We start from the raw sequence: 16,556 nt of genomic DNA, 5'->3' as shown, positions 1-16,556 counted from the left end.
ACGGGGTCGATGCGCACTGTCCCGGCTGCGTGGCCTCTCTGAGCGAGAGCAGTTACGCGATGCTCTTCAGTCGAATTTGTCGCTTTGCCCGCGCCAACATGCCCGTCATGCCGCGCAATCTCAGCGGACTGACGGCTTTGGCAAGTCCCAGAGACTGCGGGTAATCGTCAGAGAGTTCTAATACCTCTTTGCTACTGAGGCCCGACAATCCTTGCGCCAAGATCGAAGCGAAGCCCCGAGTGGTCGGCGCCTCTGGTGGTGCCGTCGCGAACATGTGTACGACGTCGTTTTCAACCTCGATGAAGATGAAAACGGGGGACTGGCACTCCTCGACCCGTTCGAACAAATCGGGGTGGTCGCGGTACCGGTCTGGCAACTCCGGAAGCTCGTTCGCGAACTCCAGCAGGAGCTGCAGCCGATCCCGTAGTTCGAGCCCCAGAAAGTCGTCACGAATTTCGGCCAACTGGGATGGGATCTGCTGCTCACTCACCGCTTTAGTCTAACGGGACGGAACGTCGCCAGGTTCAGTGCCGACCGTGATCGGTACAGCAACCAAGGAGCCCCACTCGGTCCACGAACCGTCGTAGTTGCGCACGTTCTCGAAGCCCATCAGGTAGTTCAGAACGAACCAGGTGTGGCTCGAACGCTCGCCGATGCGGCAATAGGCCACTACTTGGTCGCCATTTTTGAGACCAGCGCCCTCACGATAGATCGCGTTGAGCTCATCGAGTGGACGGAAAGTTCCGTCTTCTGCAACTGCCTTTGACCACGGCACGCTCTGCGCGCTCGGGATGTGACCGGCACGCAGGGCGCCTTCTTCGGGATACGCGGGAGCGCTTGTGCGTTCGCCGCTGTACTCCTCGGGGGAGCGGACATCGATCAGTGGGTTTCCCAAGTGGGTCAGCACGTCGTCGCGGAACGCACGAATAACTGAGTCATCGCGCTCGATGATGGGGTACTCGGTGGGCGTCGGAGTGGGAACTTCGAGGGTGTATTCACGACCATCCGCTTCCCACTTGGCGCGGCCACCATCCATGAGGCGTACGTCTTCGTGGCCGAACAAGGTGAAGACCCAGAGAGCGTAGGCCGCCCACCAGTTGGTCTTGTCGCCATAAATGACCACAGTCGTGTCGCGCGCAATCCCGCTGCGTGACATGAGTTCGGCAAACTCTTTGCCATTGATGTAATCGCGAGTCACCGGGTCATTGAGGTCGGTGTGCCAGTCGATCTTGACAGCAGTGCGAATGTGTCCGGTTTCGTAGAGCAGTACGTCTTCGTCGGACTCGACGACAACGAGCCCTGGCTTGCCGAGTCTTTCTTCAAGCCAGTCTGCAGTGACCAATCGTTCCGGGTGCGAGAACTCAGCAAATTGCGGGGCTGGGTCGTGTTCGATAGTCATAGCTACCTCCGATTGTGGGTGGAAAAACTGGTGCGGGCTTCAAACTAAGCTTGATGGGTCCCTTGCCCAAGAAATTACGCATTCGCCGCTGATTACACCGCGTTGCCGTAAGACTGCGAAAAATAACCGAGGCTGAGAATGAGCGCTACTGCGCCTACGACTCCTGAGCGTCTAGTCGATCGTATCCCGTCGTTGACCGGAGCGCAGATGCTTGCCGAACTTGTGCCTCCGCGCCAGTTCACCGGCGCGACTTTGGAGTCGTACCGCCCCGACCGGGACTACCCGTCACAGGGTGCTGCCGTAGCAGCAATGCGCCACTTTCTCACTAGTGCGCAGAAGGCCAAGCTCTTCTCTCGCAAGAAGGCGCCGGTGGCGAAGCCGGGCGTGTACCTCGATGGCGGATTTGGCGTTGGCAAGACTCATTTGTTGGCTGCGCTGTGGCACCAGACCGCTGGCCGCAAGTACTTCGGAACCTTCATCGAATACACCGCTCTCGTTGGCGCGGTCGGCTACGCGCCTGCAGTGCAACTCCTCAAGGGTGCGACTCTTGTCTGCATTGATGAGTTCGAGCTTGACGATCCCGGCGACACCCGCCTTATTTCGCGGTTGCTCTCGGAACTGGTCGCATCGGGAACAAAAATCGCGGCGACATCAAACACTCCTCCCAACGCCTTGGGAGAGGGCAGATTCGCCGCCCAAGACTTTTTGCGAGAGATCGACTCTCTCTCTGCCAAATTCGAAACGATCCGAATTGATGGTCTCGATTACCGCCGACGTGACACCGGTGCACATGCGATTGCGGTGGATGATGCGGCCGCCGCAATTTCCGCTGTGCAGGGGGTCGTAACCCTCGACTCCTTCGACGGAGTGCTCAAGCACTTGGCTGGCGTGCATCCTTCGCGTTACGTCAAGCTCATCGAAGGCGTCGACGCGATTGCCTTGACCGGCGTGCACGAGTTCACCAACCAGACAGATGCACTGCGATTTGTGGCTTTTGTGGATCGGCTCTACGACGCCCAGATCCCGGTTTACGCCGAGGGCACTCCGCTCGATGCGGTATTCCCTGACGACATGCTTGATGGGGGATACAGCAAGAAGTATCTCCGAGCAGTTTCCCGCCTCATCGCCCTCACTTCTAACAACGCCTAGTACGATTCGCAGTACTGGCTAGGCGCTCGGTGATCCTGGCAGTGTGCGGGGTGTCTGAGCGGGATCTAGAGGGCTGGGGAGGCTGACGTTGGTGGGAGACGTAGCGACGGCAACTATAGGCGTGGTCGCGCTCGTGACACTGCTGTTCTCCCTACTCGTGCTGTACTCAAGCACGCTGCCGGCTGTGAAATGGCGGAGGCTCGTTCTGGAGTCGCTCGCTTGCGCGATTCCAGGTGCTCTGGCCTGGGCATTGATCGTTCCCGCAATGGGGCTGAGCCTGCGTTTTGTCATGATGCCGTCGCTGGGGGCTCTCGGCGCTGTGTGTTGCCTTCTGGTGACGCTCGTGTCCCGAAGCTCAGGGGCGTCACTCGTTCGAAGTATCGCGTATAGCTGTGTGTGGGCAGTCGGCGTCTATGTGCCCATCGCCGTGCGAACGTTTGAGCCCTTCGGAACGACGACGCCGTTGGGATTGAACCCCATCGACCACGGCGGTGCGCTCGTCATGAGTGTTGCGGTTGGGGCGAGCATGCTCGCGGTGCTGGTGGTAGAACGTCACTCGCTCATCAGGGGCGCCCGAATGACGCTCCCGGCGCCAGTCGGGGTCATCGCCCTCGTCGGAGTTGTCCTGTCGTGGCTGCTGTGGCTCGTAGGGGCCGAATTTGCCCTCGACGACGTTGTAGGCCTCATCCTCACAAACGGAGCCGTGAGCGCGGTATTTGGCGTGATCGGCTGGGTAACGGTGCAGCTGATCAACCATGGAGTGGTTGGGCTGAAGTCACTCGCCGGTGGCGGTGTAAGCGGCTTGATCGCCGTTACCGCAGGTGCGCCGCTGTTCACTCCGGTATCCGCAGCAGTTGCGGGGTTGATCGCCGGTGCCGTGGCCTGCGCCTTTACCGTTCGAAAAGGATCTCCCCTGGGCAATCAGCTTCGCTTTCTCGTCAATGCCCATTTGATGGGCGGGAGCATCGGAGTGGTTTCGCTCGGCGTTCTCGCGACCGGGTCGGGATTCTTATTCACCGGTCAGACCTACATCGTCGAGCAGCAGTTTTTGAGCGTCGTTGCCACAGCAAGCTATGCGTTCGTGGTGTCGTCAGTCTTCTGGTGGCTGCTCGGAAGGATCAGGAGCGTTGTCGAGGGCCCCCGGCCGCGCATCCTCTCCTCGCACTGAACGAGTCAGCAGCGTTGCCCCGGCGAGTGCTGCAGGCATCGCGACCACCGCGCCGAAGGGAATAAGAAATACCAGATAGGTAGCAGCCCCGAACCCGACCGCCCGGGCGCGACTGCCGCGAAGGGCGCGGAGCCGAGCAGTGAGATGCAATCCACGAGCCTCAAAAGGGATGTTGCCCAGTTCGACGACGAGAAGCCAGCCGCCGAGCAGCGCGCCAGCGGTAGCAGCAACGATGCTGCCCACCACCGGGATAAAGCCGAGGACGAGAACGAGAATGGCCAACCCGACTGTCGGAATCAGTACGCGAATACCTTCACCGATGCCCCGGCGAAAGTCCTTCCAAAAACCCAGCGGCTGCTGTGCCGGGGGAGCGCCGTAGACCGCATCCACGTGGGCCGAAATTTTGCGGTAGAACGCATCACCCACCATCAACGTCGCGGTTGTGTAGGTGTTGACTACGAGCAGGATGCTGGCGAGCACCACCGCCAAGCCCGCGGCGAACTGAGTTGCCCCCTTCGCAAGCTCGCTCCAGTCGTTGGCGAATGGCGTAATAAATGCGGCCACCGTTTGGATGTTCGCGAACAGAGTCGCGAGCACAGCAATAGCGACCACACCAACAATTGCGGCTGGAACCATTCCCAGGACCATGAGGCGAGGCGCGCTAATCCATGTCCGAAAACCTCGAAACAAAAAACTCGCACCAACGAAGAACTCGCGGATGGCCGACGGGCGTTTCGGCGAAAGCGTAGTCATGTAGCCAAGGCTACTTGGCCAAACAGAGTCGACTCTCCCGCGAGAACAGGCTTGTGAGCTGTTCAGACGGTCTAAATTTCAGTGGGCGATACCGGACTCGAACCGATGACCTCTTCCGTGTGAAGGAAGCGCGCTACCAACTGCGCCAATCGCCCGCAGAGCAATCTTCGCATATCTTGACGACACGCTCGCCGCCGAATTGGAAGTTCACGCACTCTTCGTATACAGTCATCTAGCACGCGAAAACGGGTAACCGAATAGCTTGTAAATGCGGATGTGGCGCAGTGGTAGCGCATAACCTTGCCAAGGTTAGGGTCGCGAGTTCGAATCTCGTCATCCGCTCAAGTGGGAAGTGTCAGCCTCGCTGGCACTTTCCATGTGCGGTGGAGTGGCCGAGAGGCGAGGCAGCGGCCTGCAAAGCCGTATACGCGGGTTCAAATCCCGTCTCCACCTCGTAACGAGTGTTTTATGTAACTAAATAGCATGAGCGATTGGCGCAGCGGTAGCGCGCTTCCCTGACACGGAAGAGGTCGCTGGTTCGATCCCAGTATCGCTCACAGATGAAGCCCCGGTTCGCCGGGGCTTCTGCTTTTAACTCCCTAGCGCGCACGTGTGCGAAAGCCAATGGCCCACGCGAAGTCAGCGTGGCTCCCTCCCCGCGGCATGAGAGTGCGCGACGATAGGGCCATGGGGAAAATCGGGGAACCGTCGCGCCAGAGTGAAGCCTTTGTGAAGCTCCTGCTCGACGAAGGACTGGCGACCCGCAGCCAAATTGCTGAAGCCCGCGCAGTCAAAGCACGCTCCGGCGTTCACATCGACCAAACTCTCGCTAGCCGTGGGCACCTCGACGACGCCACGTTGGTGGATGTGATCTCCCGCGTCTGGGGCATTGATCGTGCCACCATGTCTGACGTCGATGGTGACTTCGCTCGCCGGTGGAGCGGGCAGCTGTACATTGCCGAAAACTGGATGCCTCTCCGCGAGTTGCCAGACGGCCGAGCCCTCGTCGCGACCGCTCGGGTTCCGGACGAAGAACGCAGCGAAAGAATCGCTGATGCGCTCGGGCGAGACGTTGTCTTTGTGGCGGCGACATCCGCCCAAATCTGGCACACCATTCTTGATGTCTTTGGGCCGCTGATTGCCGATCAGGCCGCGAATGAATTGTGGAACCGCAATCCGGTGTTGTCGGCGAGAACTGTTGCGTCCCGCGGCCAGAAGATCGGTTTGCTCATACTGCTTATCGTCTTTGTGATCGCTCTGGTGCTCTGGCCGGTAACAACGGTGATTACCCTCATCGCGATCACCAGCCTGGTATTTCTCGCAGGCACAGCCTTCAAGTTCTTTATTTCCTTGCGCGGAGCGCGGTTCGATCTCGTCGAGCGGGTGTCTGCTCGTGAAGTCGAAGCGCTTAATGACGACGACCTGCCGCGCTATACAGTGCTCGTGCCGGTTTTCAAAGAAGCAAACATCGTCGCCCAGCTGGTCAGGAACCTAGGGGATATCGATTGGCCGACTAACCGGCTTGAGGTCTTTGTCTTGATCGAGGAATCTGACGATGAAACACGAGCGGCGTTCGAGGCGAGCTCTCCACCCGATCACTTTCAGATCATCACTATTCCTGCCGGGCACCCGCAGACCAAACCGCGGGCCTGCAACGTTGGTTTGTTCTTCGCAACGGGCGACTACCTAGTTATTTTCGATGCAGAAGACACGCCTGAGCCTGACCAGCTCAAAAAGGCCTATATTTCGTTCCAGCGCGGCGGCGAGAAGACGGTGTGCGTTCAGGCAGCGTTGAACTATTTCAATGCCAGCGAAAACGTGTTGACCCGGATGTTCTCGCTCGAGTATGGCTACTGGTTCGACTACATGTTGTCCGGCCTCGATTCGCTCGATTTACCTATCCCGCTTGGCGGCACTTCGAACCATTTCCGCACGGAGGCTCTCAAGAGCCTCGGGGGATGGGACCCGTACAACGTCACCGAAGACGCCGATTTGGGCATCCGTGCCAGTGCGCTCGGCTATCGCGTCGGTGTCGTGAACTCGGCAACGATGGAAGAGGCCAACAAGTCCATTCCCAACTTCATACGGCAGCGCAGTCGGTGGATCAAGGGGTACATGCAGACCACCCTCGTGCATGCGCGTCGGCCGGTGGCACTCATGCGAGAGATCGGGTTCTGGCGATTCTGTAGCTTCGTCCTGCTTATCGCCGGCACGCCAGCCACCTTTTTAGGGGTGCTGCCGTTCTACGTGCTCACGGTTCTGTCTCTTGTTCTGCCTACAGAATTTGTGGGGCAGTTCTTTCCCGTGTGGTTGCTCTGGGTGTGCTTTCTCAACTTCATCATCGGCAGCTCGATCATGGTGTATTTGTCGATGATGGGGCCGTACAAACGGGGAACATTCGCCCTTGTTCCCTGGGCGCTGCTGAATCCCTTGTATTGGATTTTGCACTCGATTGCGTCCTACAAGGCGCTCTGGCAGCTCATCACGAAACCGCACTACTGGGAGAAGACGGAGCATGGCCTGACAAGCCAGACCAATCATGAGTGAGCCGCTGACGAATACGCGGGCGCTACGTATCGCGACCCGCCCGCCACGCACTCGCCTCGATGTCTGGCCGCGGCGCACTCCTCGACGGTGGATGCTCCGTGGGGTCTTCGCGCTTCCCTATGTCATCTTTGCGCTCGTCGTTTCAGCGCTTGGAGCGACAGACTCGCCCAACGCCACCCTTGTTGCGCGAGCAACCCAGATAGATTGGCAGCGAGCAGACGCCCAATGGCTGGGAGATATTTTCCCGCCTATCAGCACCCTGCTGGCAGCTTTTGTACCTGGTGGGGCGCTGACGCTCTCGATCATCGGAGCGCTGAGCGCCGGAGTCTTCTTGCAGAAGCTCATCGAGATCATGGTGCAGCGGCGCTTCGCGCGATCCACGATCGTGATCCTGATGATGGCGCTCGCGCTCAACCCGCTCTTTTTCTACAACGCGACTCAAAACTATGCTGCGTTCTTGGGGCTTATTCTCTTCGGCCTCGGGATGTCACACATCGTGAGATTTGTGGCGTGGGGTAACACAGAGTCCGGTTTTCGGGTCGGAATCTACTTCATGGTTGCCGTTCTCACCGATGTGACAGCACTCGTTTACGTCACCGCTGCGGCCCTCTCCGCGCCCATCCTTCGCCATCGTCGCGCGGGAGTGTTTGGCGCTCGACGGGCGAATGCGCTCGTCATCCTTTATCCTGCTGCGTCTGCGCTCATTTCACTCGCCGTGCTCAACGCTCTGTTTCTCGGACGTCCATTTGCCGGGGCAACGCAATCGGCCTTTATTGGATTCGGCGATCGACTCGTTATCGTTGGCCAGTTCTTCAGCACTGTTGAAGGCTTCTTCGTGATCGCACCACTTGTCAGTGCGTGGCTGGTTGCGCTCATCGTTCGCAGGCCGGGCGCGATCATTATTTCGACCCTTGTCTTCGCGGCCTTTATCGTCGGGTTCGCCCTCGGGCTCTTGCCTGACGGCTCGACCGGAAATATTTTCATGGCGATGACACTTCTTGCTATCGCCCTCATTCCTACGGCTCGCAGCGCCCGGGGAACGCTAATGATCTCGCTCGTGGGGGTGCTGCAACTCCTGATTGGGTGGGCCAACGCGCTCACCAGTACGGCACTTGCTCTGTGGGCGAGCCAGATCTTTGGTGGCTAGCGCATTGAGTGACGCGGAGTTGTCGGTATCGCGGCTAAAGTTGTTGTGTGAGTAAGACTGGATTCGACCTATTTACCGACCGCAACGTCGTCGCCATGCGCGTCAACGGTGAGCTGAAAGACCTTGCCTCGACGGTGACCGACACGGATGAGGTCGAGGCGGTCACTATCGACTCGCCTGACGGGCTCAACATCCTTCGCCATTCGGCGGCGCACGTCGCGGCACAGGCGGTTCAGACGATCAACCCCGAAGCGAAGCTTGGTATTGGTCCACCCGTGACCGATGGTTTCTACTACGACTTTGACGTCGAGGAGCCGTTCACGCCCGAGGATCTCAAAGCGATCACCAAGGCGATGGATCGCATCATCCGTCAGGGTCAACGTTTTCAGCGTCGTGTTGTGACGGAGGCTGAAGCTCGTGAAGAGCTCGCCAACGAGCCGTACAAGCTCGAACTGATTGGCCTCAAGGGCGCCGTAGCCGAGGGCGATGCTGACGCTGACAATGAGTCAGTCGAGGTCGGCGGCGCCGAGCTCACCATTTATGACAACGTCGACGGCAAGACCGGCGAGGTTTACTGGAAAGACCTGTGCCGCGGGCCGCACCTGCCGAACACTCGCATGATTGGCAACGGTTGGTCGCTCACACGTACCGCGGCCGCATATTGGCGCGGTTCGGAGAAGAACAAGCAGCTTCAGCGTGTGTATGGCACGGCGTGGCCGACCAAGGACGAGCTTCGTGAGTACCAAGCTCGTCAAGAGGAAGCGCTCAAGCGCGACCACCGCAAGCTTGGTGCTGAGCTAGACCTATTCTCTTTTCCAGACGAAATCGGTTCTGGTCTTGCTGTCTTCCACCCCAAGGGCGGAATCATCCGTCACGAGATGGAGGACTATTCGCGCCGTCGTCACTTGCAAGAGGGCTACTCGTTCGTTAATACTCCTCACATCACCAAGGCGGCTCTGTTCGAGACCTCCGGTCACTTGGGCTGGTACAAGGACGGCATGTTCCCACCGATGCACCTCGATGAGGGGCGCAACGAAGAGGGCGAGATCACTCGCCAGGGCGCCGATTACTACCTCAAGCCCATGAACTGCCCGATGCACATCCTGATTTACAAGTCGAGCGGACGCTCGTACCGCGATCTTCCGATGCGCCTCTTCGAGTTCGGCACGGTTTACCGCAACGAAAAATCCGGCGTCATTCACGGCCTCACGCGAGTTCGTGGCCTCACGATGGACGACGCGCACATTTTCACCACGAAGGAGGGGATGAAGGAGGAGCTCACGAACACCCTCAACTTCGTTCTTTCCTTGCTGCGTGACTACGGCCTGACCGACTTCTACCTTGAGCTGTCGACGAAGGATCCAGAGAAGTATGTCGGCGATGACGACGTGTGGGACGAAGCGACGCAGACCCTTGCTGAGGTTGCAGCCGAATCCGGTCTAGAACTTGTTCCTGACCCGGGTGGGGCGGCGTTCTACGGCCCGAAAATTTCGGTTCAGGCTCGAGACGCTATCGGCCGCACGTGGCAAATGTCCACGGTGCAGCTCGACTTCAACCTTCCTGAGCGCTTCGAACTGGAATACACCGCTGCGGATGGTTCACGCCAGCGCCCGGTGATGATCCACCGTGCGCTGTTCGGTTCGATCGAGCGCTTCTTCGGTGTGCTCACTGAGCACTATGCCGGAGCATTCCCGGTCTGGCTGTCGCCGGTCCAGGTTGTCGGCATCCCCGTTGCTGAGGCCTACGAGGAATACTTGGGCGGCGTGATCGATCAGCTCACAGCGCTCGGTGTTCGCGCTGAGCTTGATGCCTCGAGTGAGCGGATGCAAAAGAAGATCCGCACTCACACCAAATCGAAGATTCCGTTCCAGCTCATTGCTGGCGAACAGGATCAGGCTGCGGGTTCAGTGAGCTTCCGTTTCCGTGATGGAACTCAGGAGAATGGCATCCCGATTGCTGATGCTGTCGCGCGCATCACTGAGGCGATCGCGACCCGAGCGCAGGTTTAGTTCGTGCAGGATTACGACGGTTCGGAATTGCCTGCGGGGGAGTCGAGTGCTGACTTCGCTGCGGTTCCCGATGCCTTCCAGCGGCTGTGGACACCGCACCGCATCGCATACATCATGGATCAGTCGCAGCCTGACAAGGACGACTGCCCCTTCTGCGTTGCGCCGACGCTTGACGACGAGAAAGCGCTGATCGTCGCGCGCGGTGAGCACGCTTTCGTTCTGCTCAACCTCTTCCCCTATAACAGTGGCCACCTCTTGGTGTGCCCCTATCGGCACGTGCCCTTGTACGACGAAGCGACGGATGAGGAGACGGCAGAGATCGCGTCGCTCACTCAGACAGCGATGCGAGTGCTCCGCGAAACGTCGAAGGCTCACGGTTTCAATATCGGGATGAATCAGGGTGCGCTAGCGGGCGCCGGTATCGCTAATCACCTGCATCAGCATGTTGTTCCGCGGTGGGCAACTGACTCGAACTTCTTCCCGATTGTGGCCGGAACGAAGGCCATTCCTCGGCTGCTTGGTGAGGTTCGCGAAGAACTGGCGAAGGCCTGGCCGACGAACCACTGAGTTCAAATTGGCTGCATTCTTTTGAGGGCTCCGGTCTTAGCGTTGTAGCTATGAGCGAGAACACTTCATCCAACGAATCCGGTACGAGCCGCGTTAAGCGCGGACTGGCAGAAATGCTTAAGGGTGGCGTCATCATGGATGTCGTCAACGCTGAGCAGGCAAAGATCGCTGAGGATGCCGGCGCTGTTGCCGTCATGGCCCTCGAGCGCGTTCCTGCCGACATCCGTTCGCAGGGTGGAGTAGCTCGCATGAGTGACCCCGACCTCATCGACGGCATCATTGACGCAGTTTCAATCCCCGTTATGGCCAAGGCCCGAATCGGACACTTCGTTGAAGCTCAGGTTCTTCAGGCGCTCAAGGTCGACTACATCGACGAGTCCGAGGTGCTGAGCCCCGCAGACTACGTCAACCACATCGATAAGTGGAACTTCGACGTTCCCTTCGTCTGTGGCGCAACCAACCTTGGCGAGGCGCTTCGTCGCATCACCGAGGGTGCTGCGATGATCCGATCAAAGGGCGAGGCGGGCACGGGCGACGTTTCTGAGGCGACCAAGCACATCCGCACCATCAAGGGCCAGATCAATGAACTGCGCTCGAAGTCAGCTGACGAACTGTACGTTGCGGCTAAGGAACTTCAGGCCCCCTATGAGCTCGTGCGCGAAATCGCGGAGACGGGAAAGCTTCCCGTTGTACTCTTCACGGCCGGCGGCGTGGCAACTCCCGCCGATGCTGCTCTGATGATGCAACTCGGTGCCGATGGAGTCTTCGTCGGGTCCGGAATCTTCAAGTCGGGCAACCCGGCGCAGCGCGCGGCCGCAATCGTGAAGGCGACGACCTTCTTCGATGACCCGAGCGTTATTGCTGCTGCCTCGCGCGGACTCGGCGAGGCCATGGTTGGCATCAACGTGTCTGACCTTGCTGCTCCCCACCGTCTCTCTGAGCGTGGCTGGTAGTCACACGGTCGATCAGCTCCCTATCGGAGTATTAGCTCTCCAGGGTGACTTCCGTGAGCACCTCGCTGTGCTCGAACTGCTGGGCGAAACCGCAATCGCGGTCAAGACCGCTCAGCAGCTTGAGCATATTGCTGGACTCATCATTCCCGGCGGAGAGTCGAGCGTGATCGACAAGCTCTCTCGTCTCTATGGGCTGTATGACCCGATACGCGAAGCGATTGCGGGCGGACTTCCGGTCTATGGCACGTGTGCGGGGCTGATCATGCTGGCAGATACTGTGCTCGATTCGATCGACGGGCAACGGTCTTTTGGTGGGCTGGATGTCGTGGTGCGCCGTAACGCGTTCGGGTCACAGACTGACTCCTTCGAGACGGACATCCATGTGCCGGAGTTGGGTGACGTGCCCGTTCACGCCATCTTCATTCGGGCTCCTGTTGTCGAATCCGTTGGCGCGAGCGCGCGAGCAATCGCAACGCTTGACGATGGGCGGATTGTGGCTGTCGAACAGGGAAACCTTCTCGGTACCTCCTTTCATCCGGAGATCACGGGAGATACCCGTTTTCACGAGTACTTCGTTTCTCGCGTACGCGCTAAGCCATAGTTCCTGCATCATGGGGGAATGCAACTGTACGCAGACCTTCCCGCCCGCAGAGCTCGCCAGATTACGGCCGATGTGTTCTCGCTAGCATTCATTGTTCTCTGGATTGTGATCGGCAGTTGGGTTTACCAACTCATTGCAGCGTTCCGAGAGCTCGGCGCTCAGATGCAGGATGCCGGGGCAGGCTTCCGGTCGACGATGGTCGAGCTGGGAGACACCCTCGGTGCTGTTCCGCTGATTGGATCGGGCATCCGCGCTCCTTTCGATGGGGCGAGTGATGCCGGGGCTGCGCTAGAGGCGGCGGGGCGGAGTCAGCAGGAGACGGTTCTGGCTGCGGCAACTCTGGTTGGCGTCTTCATCGCTGTGGTTCCGGTTGTGCTGATACTGCTCGTGTGGTTGTTGCCACGGATCCGTTTTGCGGTGCGAGCGGATGAGGCCAAGAGACTTCTCGCAACGCCGGGCGGCACCGATTTGCTCGCGCTTCGCGCACTGGCTTCTCAGAATTTGACCGCGTTATCTCAGGTTTCCGCTGATCCGGCTGCCGAGTGGAGGGCAGGGAACGCCACCACTGTCGCTCGGCTCGCCCAGCTTCAACTGAACGACGTCGGCGTGCGCACGAGGCTTGATCAGGCCTAGCGCGGGGATTCGCGCACGCGGGACCTCGCGAGGCCAGATAGAATAGCCGTCATGTCAGGGCATTCTAAATGGGCAACTACCAAGCACAAGAAGGCGATTACTGATTCTCGCCGCGCGAAGTCATTCGCGAAATTGATCAAGAATATCGAGGTCGCCGCCAAGATTGGCGGAGCAGACCTTGCGGGCAACCCGACTCTTGTCGACGCCATTCAAAAGGCTAAAAAAACGTCGGTTCCCAATGACAACATCGATCGTGCGGTCAAGCGTGGCTCCGGCCAGCTTGGCGACGCCATCGAGTACCTCAACATCATGTACGAGGGCTACGGTCCCAACGGTGTTGCTCTCCTGGTTGAATGTCTTACCGACAACAAGAACCGCGCGGCAGCCGATGTTCGCACGATCATGAGCCGCAACGGTGGCTCGTTGGCCGATCCCGGCAGCGTTGCGTACAACTTTGAACGCAAGGGCGTCATCTCGATCACCAAGACTGAGGGCGTCACCGAAGACGACATTCTCATGGCAGTGCTCGACGCTGGTGCTGAAGAAGTCATGAACCATGGCGAAGGCTTCGAGGTCATCACCGATACAGCTCACCTGGTTGAGTCGCGTAACGCGCTTCAAGAGGCTGGCATCGACTATGACGCCTCGGAAGCCGAGTTCGTTCCGAATGTCAAGGTCGAAGTCGACGCCGATACTGCCCGCAAGGTTTTCAAGCTGATCGATGCGCTTGAAGAGTCCGACGACGTTCAGAACATCTACTCCAACTTTGACATCACGCCTGAGGTTCAAGCCGAGCTTGACGAGGACTAGTCGATGACGCTGCGTGTGATCGGGATCGATCCCGGGCTCACGCGGTGCGGCATCGGTGTGGTCGATGTTGCGCCCAATCGTCGTGCGACTTTGGTGTACGTCGGTGTAGTCCGCACTCCGCCAGCAATGGCATTGGAAGAGCGGTTGCGCGAGATTGGTGACGGTATTGACGCCATCATTGCCGAGTTCGCTCCACAGCAGCTCGCGCTTGAGCGAGTCTTCGCCCAAAACAATGTGAGCACGGTGATGGGCACGGCCCAGGCCAGTGGCGTCGCGATGTATGTCGCCGCACGTCACGGCATCCCGGTGACGTTGCATACACCTACCGAAGTGAAGCTTGCCATTACGGGCTATGGCGGTGCGGAGAAGAAGCAAGTGGGCGCCATGGTGGCGCGCGTGCTCGGTCTCGCTGAAGCACCCAAGCCAGCGGATGCCGCTGATGCGTGTGCGTTGGCGATCTGCGGTGCCTGGAAGAGTGGCCCCGGATTCACAGCAGCACCCGTCGCAGCACGAAGCGGAGCGGCAGGCGCACCAGCGGAATCGTCACGCTCAACCGGGCTCACCCCTGCTCAGGAGGCGTGGCGGTCAGCAGAGAAGTCAGCGGGTGCTCGTAGGCTGAACCTATGATTTCTTCCCTTCGTGGCACCGTTCTCGCCGCGGTCGGAACTTCGCTGGTTGTTGAGGTCGGGGGAGTTGGCCTGAGTGTGAGCGTGACTCCCGAACATGCCCTGTCCGTGCGGGTGGGCGCTGAAGCCCAACTCAATACAGCGCTGATTGTGCGGGAAGACGATCTAGCGCTCTATGGTTTCCGCACCACCGACGAGTTAGACGTGTTCAACTTATTGCGCGGCGTCACCGGTGTGGGGCCGAAGAGCGCGATGGGTGTTCTCGCCGCTCTGACCCCTGACGATGTCGCGCGAGCTGTCGCTGAAGAAAACGACTCCGCGTTCCGCAAGGTATCGGGTATCGGCCCCAAGACTGCCAAGCTCATCGTGTTGAACCTTGCCGGCAAGCTCATTGTTTCTGCGCATCGGCCCACCGCTGCAGCACCGCGCTCTACGTCTGTGTCCGAACAAGTGTCATTGGCCCTTCAAGGCTTGGGCTGGGCCGAGAAGCTCGCTCAACCCGCAGCTGAACGCGCGGTTCAGGATGCCGACGAGTCGGAGCAGAGTGATGTGCAGGCCATTCTGCGCCGCGCCCTGCTGCTTGTTGGCTCGCAGACCGGCAAGGCGGGTCTCTGATGGCGGAGAACGATGACGTCGTGACTTCAGGCGTCGAGTCGGATGCCGAACTTGCGTTCGAGGGTGCCCTCCGCCCGAAATCTCTCGACGAGTTTGTCGGCCAAACGAAGGTCCGCGGTCAGCTGCAGTTGCTCTTGCGGGCGGCTGCGATGCAGAATCGCACGGCAGACCATATTCTTCTCGCCGGTCCTCCTGGGCTCGGCAAGACCACATTGGCCATGATCGTCGCTCACGAGAGTGATCGCCCGTTGCGCATGTCAAGTGGCCCGGCTATTCAACATGCTGGTGACTTGGCGGCGGTACTGTCGTCGTTGCTTCCCGGCGAAGTACTGTTCATTGACGAGATCCACCGCATGGCACGCTCCGCAGAGGAGATGCTCTACCTCGCGATGGAAGACTTCCGCATCGACATCATGGTGGGCAAGGGAGCGGGAGCCACATCCATCCCGCTCGATATCGCGCCCTTTACTCTGGTCGGTGCCACGACGCGTTCGGGCCTTTTGCCGAACCCGTTGCGCGACCGTTTCGGTTTTACAGCCCACCTCGAGTTTTATGACGAGGGCGAACTTGAGCGAGTGCTGGCTCGAGCTGCGACGATGTTGGAGCTGGATATCGACAAAGAGGCGATTGCAGAGATCGCCGGGCGCTGTCGCGGCACACCTCGAATCGCCAATCGTTTGCTACGCCGGGTTCGCGACTACGCGCTTGTTAACGGTATTCCCGCCAGCACGGATGCGGTCCGTGCGGCGCTCGAACTCTACGACGTTGACGAACGTGGTCTCGATCGCCTTGACCGCGCCGTCATGCACACGGTCCTCAGCCGTTTCGACGGGGGACCAGTCGGTCTCAGCACGTTGGCTGTCTCTGTCGGTGAAGAAGCGGAGACAGTCGAATCCGTTGTCGAGCCATTCCTCGTTCGGATCGGCTTGTTGTCTCGCACCCCGCGAGGCCGAGTGGCAACGCGCGCGGCGTGGGAACATTTTGGAATGGCTGACAGGAATTCGTCGCTGTTCAGCGATGAACTATAGTTTTACTGGCTTAACACGCGCATCAGCTTGAGCGCCAGGCCCACAGACCACCGAAAGGTACCTCATGGATCCTCTTTCTATTGCGATGCTCGCCATCCTCGGCGTGCTCATCTTCTTCATGTTCCGCAACAGCCGTAAGCGCAAAGCTCAGATGGAAGAACTGCGTGAGCAGATGATTCCTGGCGTCGAGGTCATGACCAACTTCGGTCTCTTCGGAACTCTCATCACGATGGACACTGTCAAGAACGAAGCTGAGATCGAAATCAGCAAGGGCGTTATCGTCAAGGTCCACAGCCAGACTCTTGCGAAGGTTGTCGCTGAAGACGCCGTCGAAGATGGTTCACCTCGTTCGGTTGAAGAAGCGATGGAAATCGCTAACCGCGAAGCAGCAGAGCGCGAAGCCGCTGGCGAAGCTGCTGTGTCCGAGACTGACCCGGAGTTCGGCGAGCTTTCCGACTCTAAAGACGACAAGTCGTCTAAGTAGAAGAACGAGTTCCAGTAACCCACTAGTGTTGAGAGTCGTCCTCCCCGGGGGCGACTGTCCAACGGCG

17 protein-coding genes and 4 tRNA genes are annotated in these 16,556 nt (G+C 59.2%); 17 read left to right on the top strand and 4 right to left on the bottom strand.

Features of this window, described 5'->3' with window-relative positions; all coding sequences use genetic code 11:
• Positions 1–52 precede the first annotated feature (52 nt).
• Both ACWFSR_RS07905 and ACWFSR_RS07900 read right to left on the bottom strand, forming a co-directional pair.
• On the bottom strand, positions 53–490 hold the full coding sequence (locus tag ACWFSR_RS07905) for a SufE family protein (RefSeq protein ID WP_197105731.1): 438 nt from the start codon (positions 488–490) through the stop codon (positions 53–55).
• A gap of 9 nt (positions 491–499) precedes the next feature.
• Positions 500–1,399 carry a sulfurtransferase gene (locus tag ACWFSR_RS07900; protein WP_197105730.1) on the bottom strand — a complete coding sequence of 300 codons (900 nt, stop codon included), beginning with the start codon at positions 1,397–1,399 and terminating at the stop codon, positions 500–502.
• A gap of 138 nt (positions 1,400–1,537) precedes the next feature.
• On the opposite strand from ACWFSR_RS07900, the gene zapE reads away from it, so the two are divergent.
• Positions 1,538–2,548, top strand: coding sequence for a cell division protein ZapE (gene zapE / locus ACWFSR_RS07895; RefSeq protein ID WP_197105729.1), 1,011 nt, complete (start codon positions 1,538–1,540; stop codon positions 2,546–2,548).
• Positions 2,549–2,639: 91 nt separating this feature from the next.
• Positions 2,640–3,716, top strand: coding sequence for an ammonium transporter (locus ACWFSR_RS07890; RefSeq protein ID WP_307784079.1), 1,077 nt, complete (start codon positions 2,640–2,642; stop codon positions 3,714–3,716).
• Here ACWFSR_RS07890 and ACWFSR_RS07885 read toward each other — a convergent pair.
• Both ACWFSR_RS07885 and ACWFSR_RS07880 read right to left on the bottom strand, forming a co-directional pair.
• Entirely contained in the window at positions 3,639–4,469 is an 831-nt protein-coding gene (locus ACWFSR_RS07885) for an EI24 domain-containing protein (RefSeq protein ID WP_447522138.1), read from the bottom strand. The two genes, ACWFSR_RS07890 and ACWFSR_RS07885, sit on opposite strands and share 78 nt — an antisense overlap.
• An 82-nt stretch (positions 4,470–4,551) precedes the next feature.
• Positions 4,552–4,624, bottom strand: a tRNA-Val gene (locus ACWFSR_RS07880).
• A 115-nt stretch (positions 4,625–4,739) separates the two neighbouring features.
• Here ACWFSR_RS07880 and ACWFSR_RS07875 point away from each other — a divergent pair.
• The 15 genes from ACWFSR_RS07875 to ACWFSR_RS07805 all read left to right on the top strand — a co-directional run bounded on the left by ACWFSR_RS07875 (position 4,740) and on the right by ACWFSR_RS07805 (position 16,489).
• Positions 4,740–4,811: transfer RNA gene (locus tag ACWFSR_RS07875), tRNA-Gly, on the top strand.
• Positions 4,812–4,851: 40 nt separating this feature from the next.
• Positions 4,852–4,922 (top strand) — tRNA-Cys (locus ACWFSR_RS07870).
• A gap of 32 nt (positions 4,923–4,954) precedes the next feature.
• Positions 4,955–5,026 (top strand) — tRNA-Val (locus ACWFSR_RS07865).
• Positions 5,027–5,156: 130 nt separating this feature from the next.
• Positions 5,157–7,016 (top strand): glycosyltransferase, encoded by a 1,860-nt coding sequence (locus tag ACWFSR_RS07860; RefSeq protein WP_231599688.1) that lies wholly within the window; start codon positions 5,157–5,159, stop codon positions 7,014–7,016.
• The gene (locus ACWFSR_RS07855; RefSeq protein ID WP_197109895.1) at positions 7,009–8,163 is read left to right on the top strand and encodes a hypothetical protein; all 1,155 of its coding nucleotides are present in this window, start codon (positions 7,009–7,011) and stop codon (positions 8,161–8,163) included. Before ACWFSR_RS07860 ends, ACWFSR_RS07855 begins: the two co-directional genes overlap by 8 nt.
• Positions 8,164–8,258: 95 nt before the next feature.
• Positions 8,259–10,172: a threonine--tRNA ligase gene (thrS, locus tag ACWFSR_RS07850; RefSeq protein ID WP_231599966.1), complete on the top strand. Its 1,914-nt coding sequence runs from the start codon at positions 8,259–8,261 to the stop codon at positions 10,170–10,172.
• Positions 10,173–10,175: 3 nt separating this feature from the next.
• Entirely contained in the window at positions 10,176–10,739 is a 564-nt protein-coding gene (locus ACWFSR_RS07845; RefSeq protein ID WP_197105724.1) for an HIT family protein, read from the top strand.
• A 50-nt stretch (positions 10,740–10,789) separates the two neighbouring features.
• A complete protein-coding gene (gene pdxS, locus ACWFSR_RS07840) occupies positions 10,790–11,692 on the top strand; it encodes a pyridoxal 5'-phosphate synthase lyase subunit PdxS (protein WP_197109896.1) in 903 nt (300 codons plus the stop codon).
• Positions 11,682–12,293 (top strand): pyridoxal 5'-phosphate synthase glutaminase subunit PdxT, encoded by a 612-nt coding sequence (gene pdxT / locus ACWFSR_RS07835; protein WP_307783868.1) that lies wholly within the window; start codon positions 11,682–11,684, stop codon positions 12,291–12,293. Before pdxS ends, pdxT begins: the two co-directional genes overlap by 11 nt.
• A gap of 18 nt (positions 12,294–12,311) precedes the next feature.
• Positions 12,312–12,926, top strand: coding sequence for a hypothetical protein (locus ACWFSR_RS07830; RefSeq protein WP_447522137.1), 615 nt, complete (start codon positions 12,312–12,314; stop codon positions 12,924–12,926).
• 51 nt (positions 12,927–12,977) lie between these two features.
• A complete protein-coding gene (locus tag ACWFSR_RS07825; protein WP_197109899.1) occupies positions 12,978–13,736 on the top strand; it encodes a YebC/PmpR family DNA-binding transcriptional regulator in 759 nt (252 codons plus the stop codon).
• 9 nt (positions 13,737–13,745) lie between these two features.
• Positions 13,746–14,363, top strand: coding sequence for a crossover junction endodeoxyribonuclease RuvC (gene ruvC, locus ACWFSR_RS07820; protein WP_374058847.1), 618 nt, complete (start codon positions 13,746–13,748; stop codon positions 14,361–14,363).
• Positions 14,360–14,977 carry a Holliday junction branch migration protein RuvA gene (gene ruvA, locus ACWFSR_RS07815; protein WP_447522136.1) on the top strand — a complete coding sequence of 206 codons (618 nt, stop codon included), beginning with the start codon at positions 14,360–14,362 and terminating at the stop codon, positions 14,975–14,977. The genes ruvC and ruvA overlap by 4 nt, the downstream gene beginning before the upstream one ends.
• The gene (ruvB, locus tag ACWFSR_RS07810) at positions 14,977–16,005 is read left to right on the top strand and encodes a Holliday junction branch migration DNA helicase RuvB (RefSeq protein ID WP_197105717.1); all 1,029 of its coding nucleotides are present in this window, start codon (positions 14,977–14,979) and stop codon (positions 16,003–16,005) included. Before ruvA ends, ruvB begins: the two co-directional genes overlap by 1 nt.
• A gap of 64 nt (positions 16,006–16,069) precedes the next feature.
• Entirely contained in the window at positions 16,070–16,489 is a 420-nt protein-coding gene (locus ACWFSR_RS07805) for a preprotein translocase subunit YajC (protein WP_197105716.1), read from the top strand.
• The last annotated feature ends 67 nt before the right edge of the window (positions 16,490–16,556 follow it).

Source organism: Salinibacterium sp. NYA9b (genome assembly GCF_976973725.1).
The sequence above is the reverse complement of the archived record's forward strand: the minus strand, read 5'-3'. Positions and strand labels throughout refer to the sequence as shown.

What these genes read in the sequence shown, in the direction of transcription:
- zapE (WP_197105729.1), top strand. Translation starts at nt 1,538, where the DNA reads ATGAGCGCTACTGCGCCTACGACTCCTGAGCGTCTAGTCGATCGTATC.
- ACWFSR_RS07900 (WP_197105730.1), bottom strand. Translation starts at nt 1,399, where the DNA reads ATGACTATCGAACACGACCCAGCCCCGCAATTTGCTGAGTTCTCGCAC.
- thrS (WP_231599966.1), top strand. Translation starts at nt 8,259, where the DNA reads ATGCGCGTCAACGGTGAGCTGAAAGACCTTGCCTCGACGGTGACCGAC.
- ACWFSR_RS07830 (WP_447522137.1), top strand. Translation starts at nt 12,312, where the DNA reads ATGCAACTGTACGCAGACCTTCCCGCCCGCAGAGCTCGCCAGATTACG.
- ACWFSR_RS07805 (WP_197105716.1), top strand. Translation starts at nt 16,070, where the DNA reads ATGGATCCTCTTTCTATTGCGATGCTCGCCATCCTCGGCGTGCTCATC.
- ACWFSR_RS07825 (WP_197109899.1), top strand. Translation starts at nt 12,978, where the DNA reads ATGTCAGGGCATTCTAAATGGGCAACTACCAAGCACAAGAAGGCGATT.
- ACWFSR_RS07860 (WP_231599688.1), top strand. Translation starts at nt 5,157, where the DNA reads ATGGGGAAAATCGGGGAACCGTCGCGCCAGAGTGAAGCCTTTGTGAAG.
- pdxS (WP_197109896.1), top strand. Translation starts at nt 10,790, where the DNA reads ATGAGCGAGAACACTTCATCCAACGAATCCGGTACGAGCCGCGTTAAG.
- ACWFSR_RS07885 (WP_447522138.1), bottom strand. Translation starts at nt 4,469, where the DNA reads ATGACTACGCTTTCGCCGAAACGCCCGTCGGCCATCCGCGAGTTCTTC.
- ruvB (WP_197105717.1), top strand. Translation starts at nt 14,977, where the DNA reads ATGGCGGAGAACGATGACGTCGTGACTTCAGGCGTCGAGTCGGATGCC.
- ACWFSR_RS07855 (WP_197109895.1), top strand. Translation starts at nt 7,009, where the DNA reads ATGAGTGAGCCGCTGACGAATACGCGGGCGCTACGTATCGCGACCCGC.
- ruvA (WP_447522136.1), top strand. Translation starts at nt 14,360, where the DNA reads ATGATTTCTTCCCTTCGTGGCACCGTTCTCGCCGCGGTCGGAACTTCG.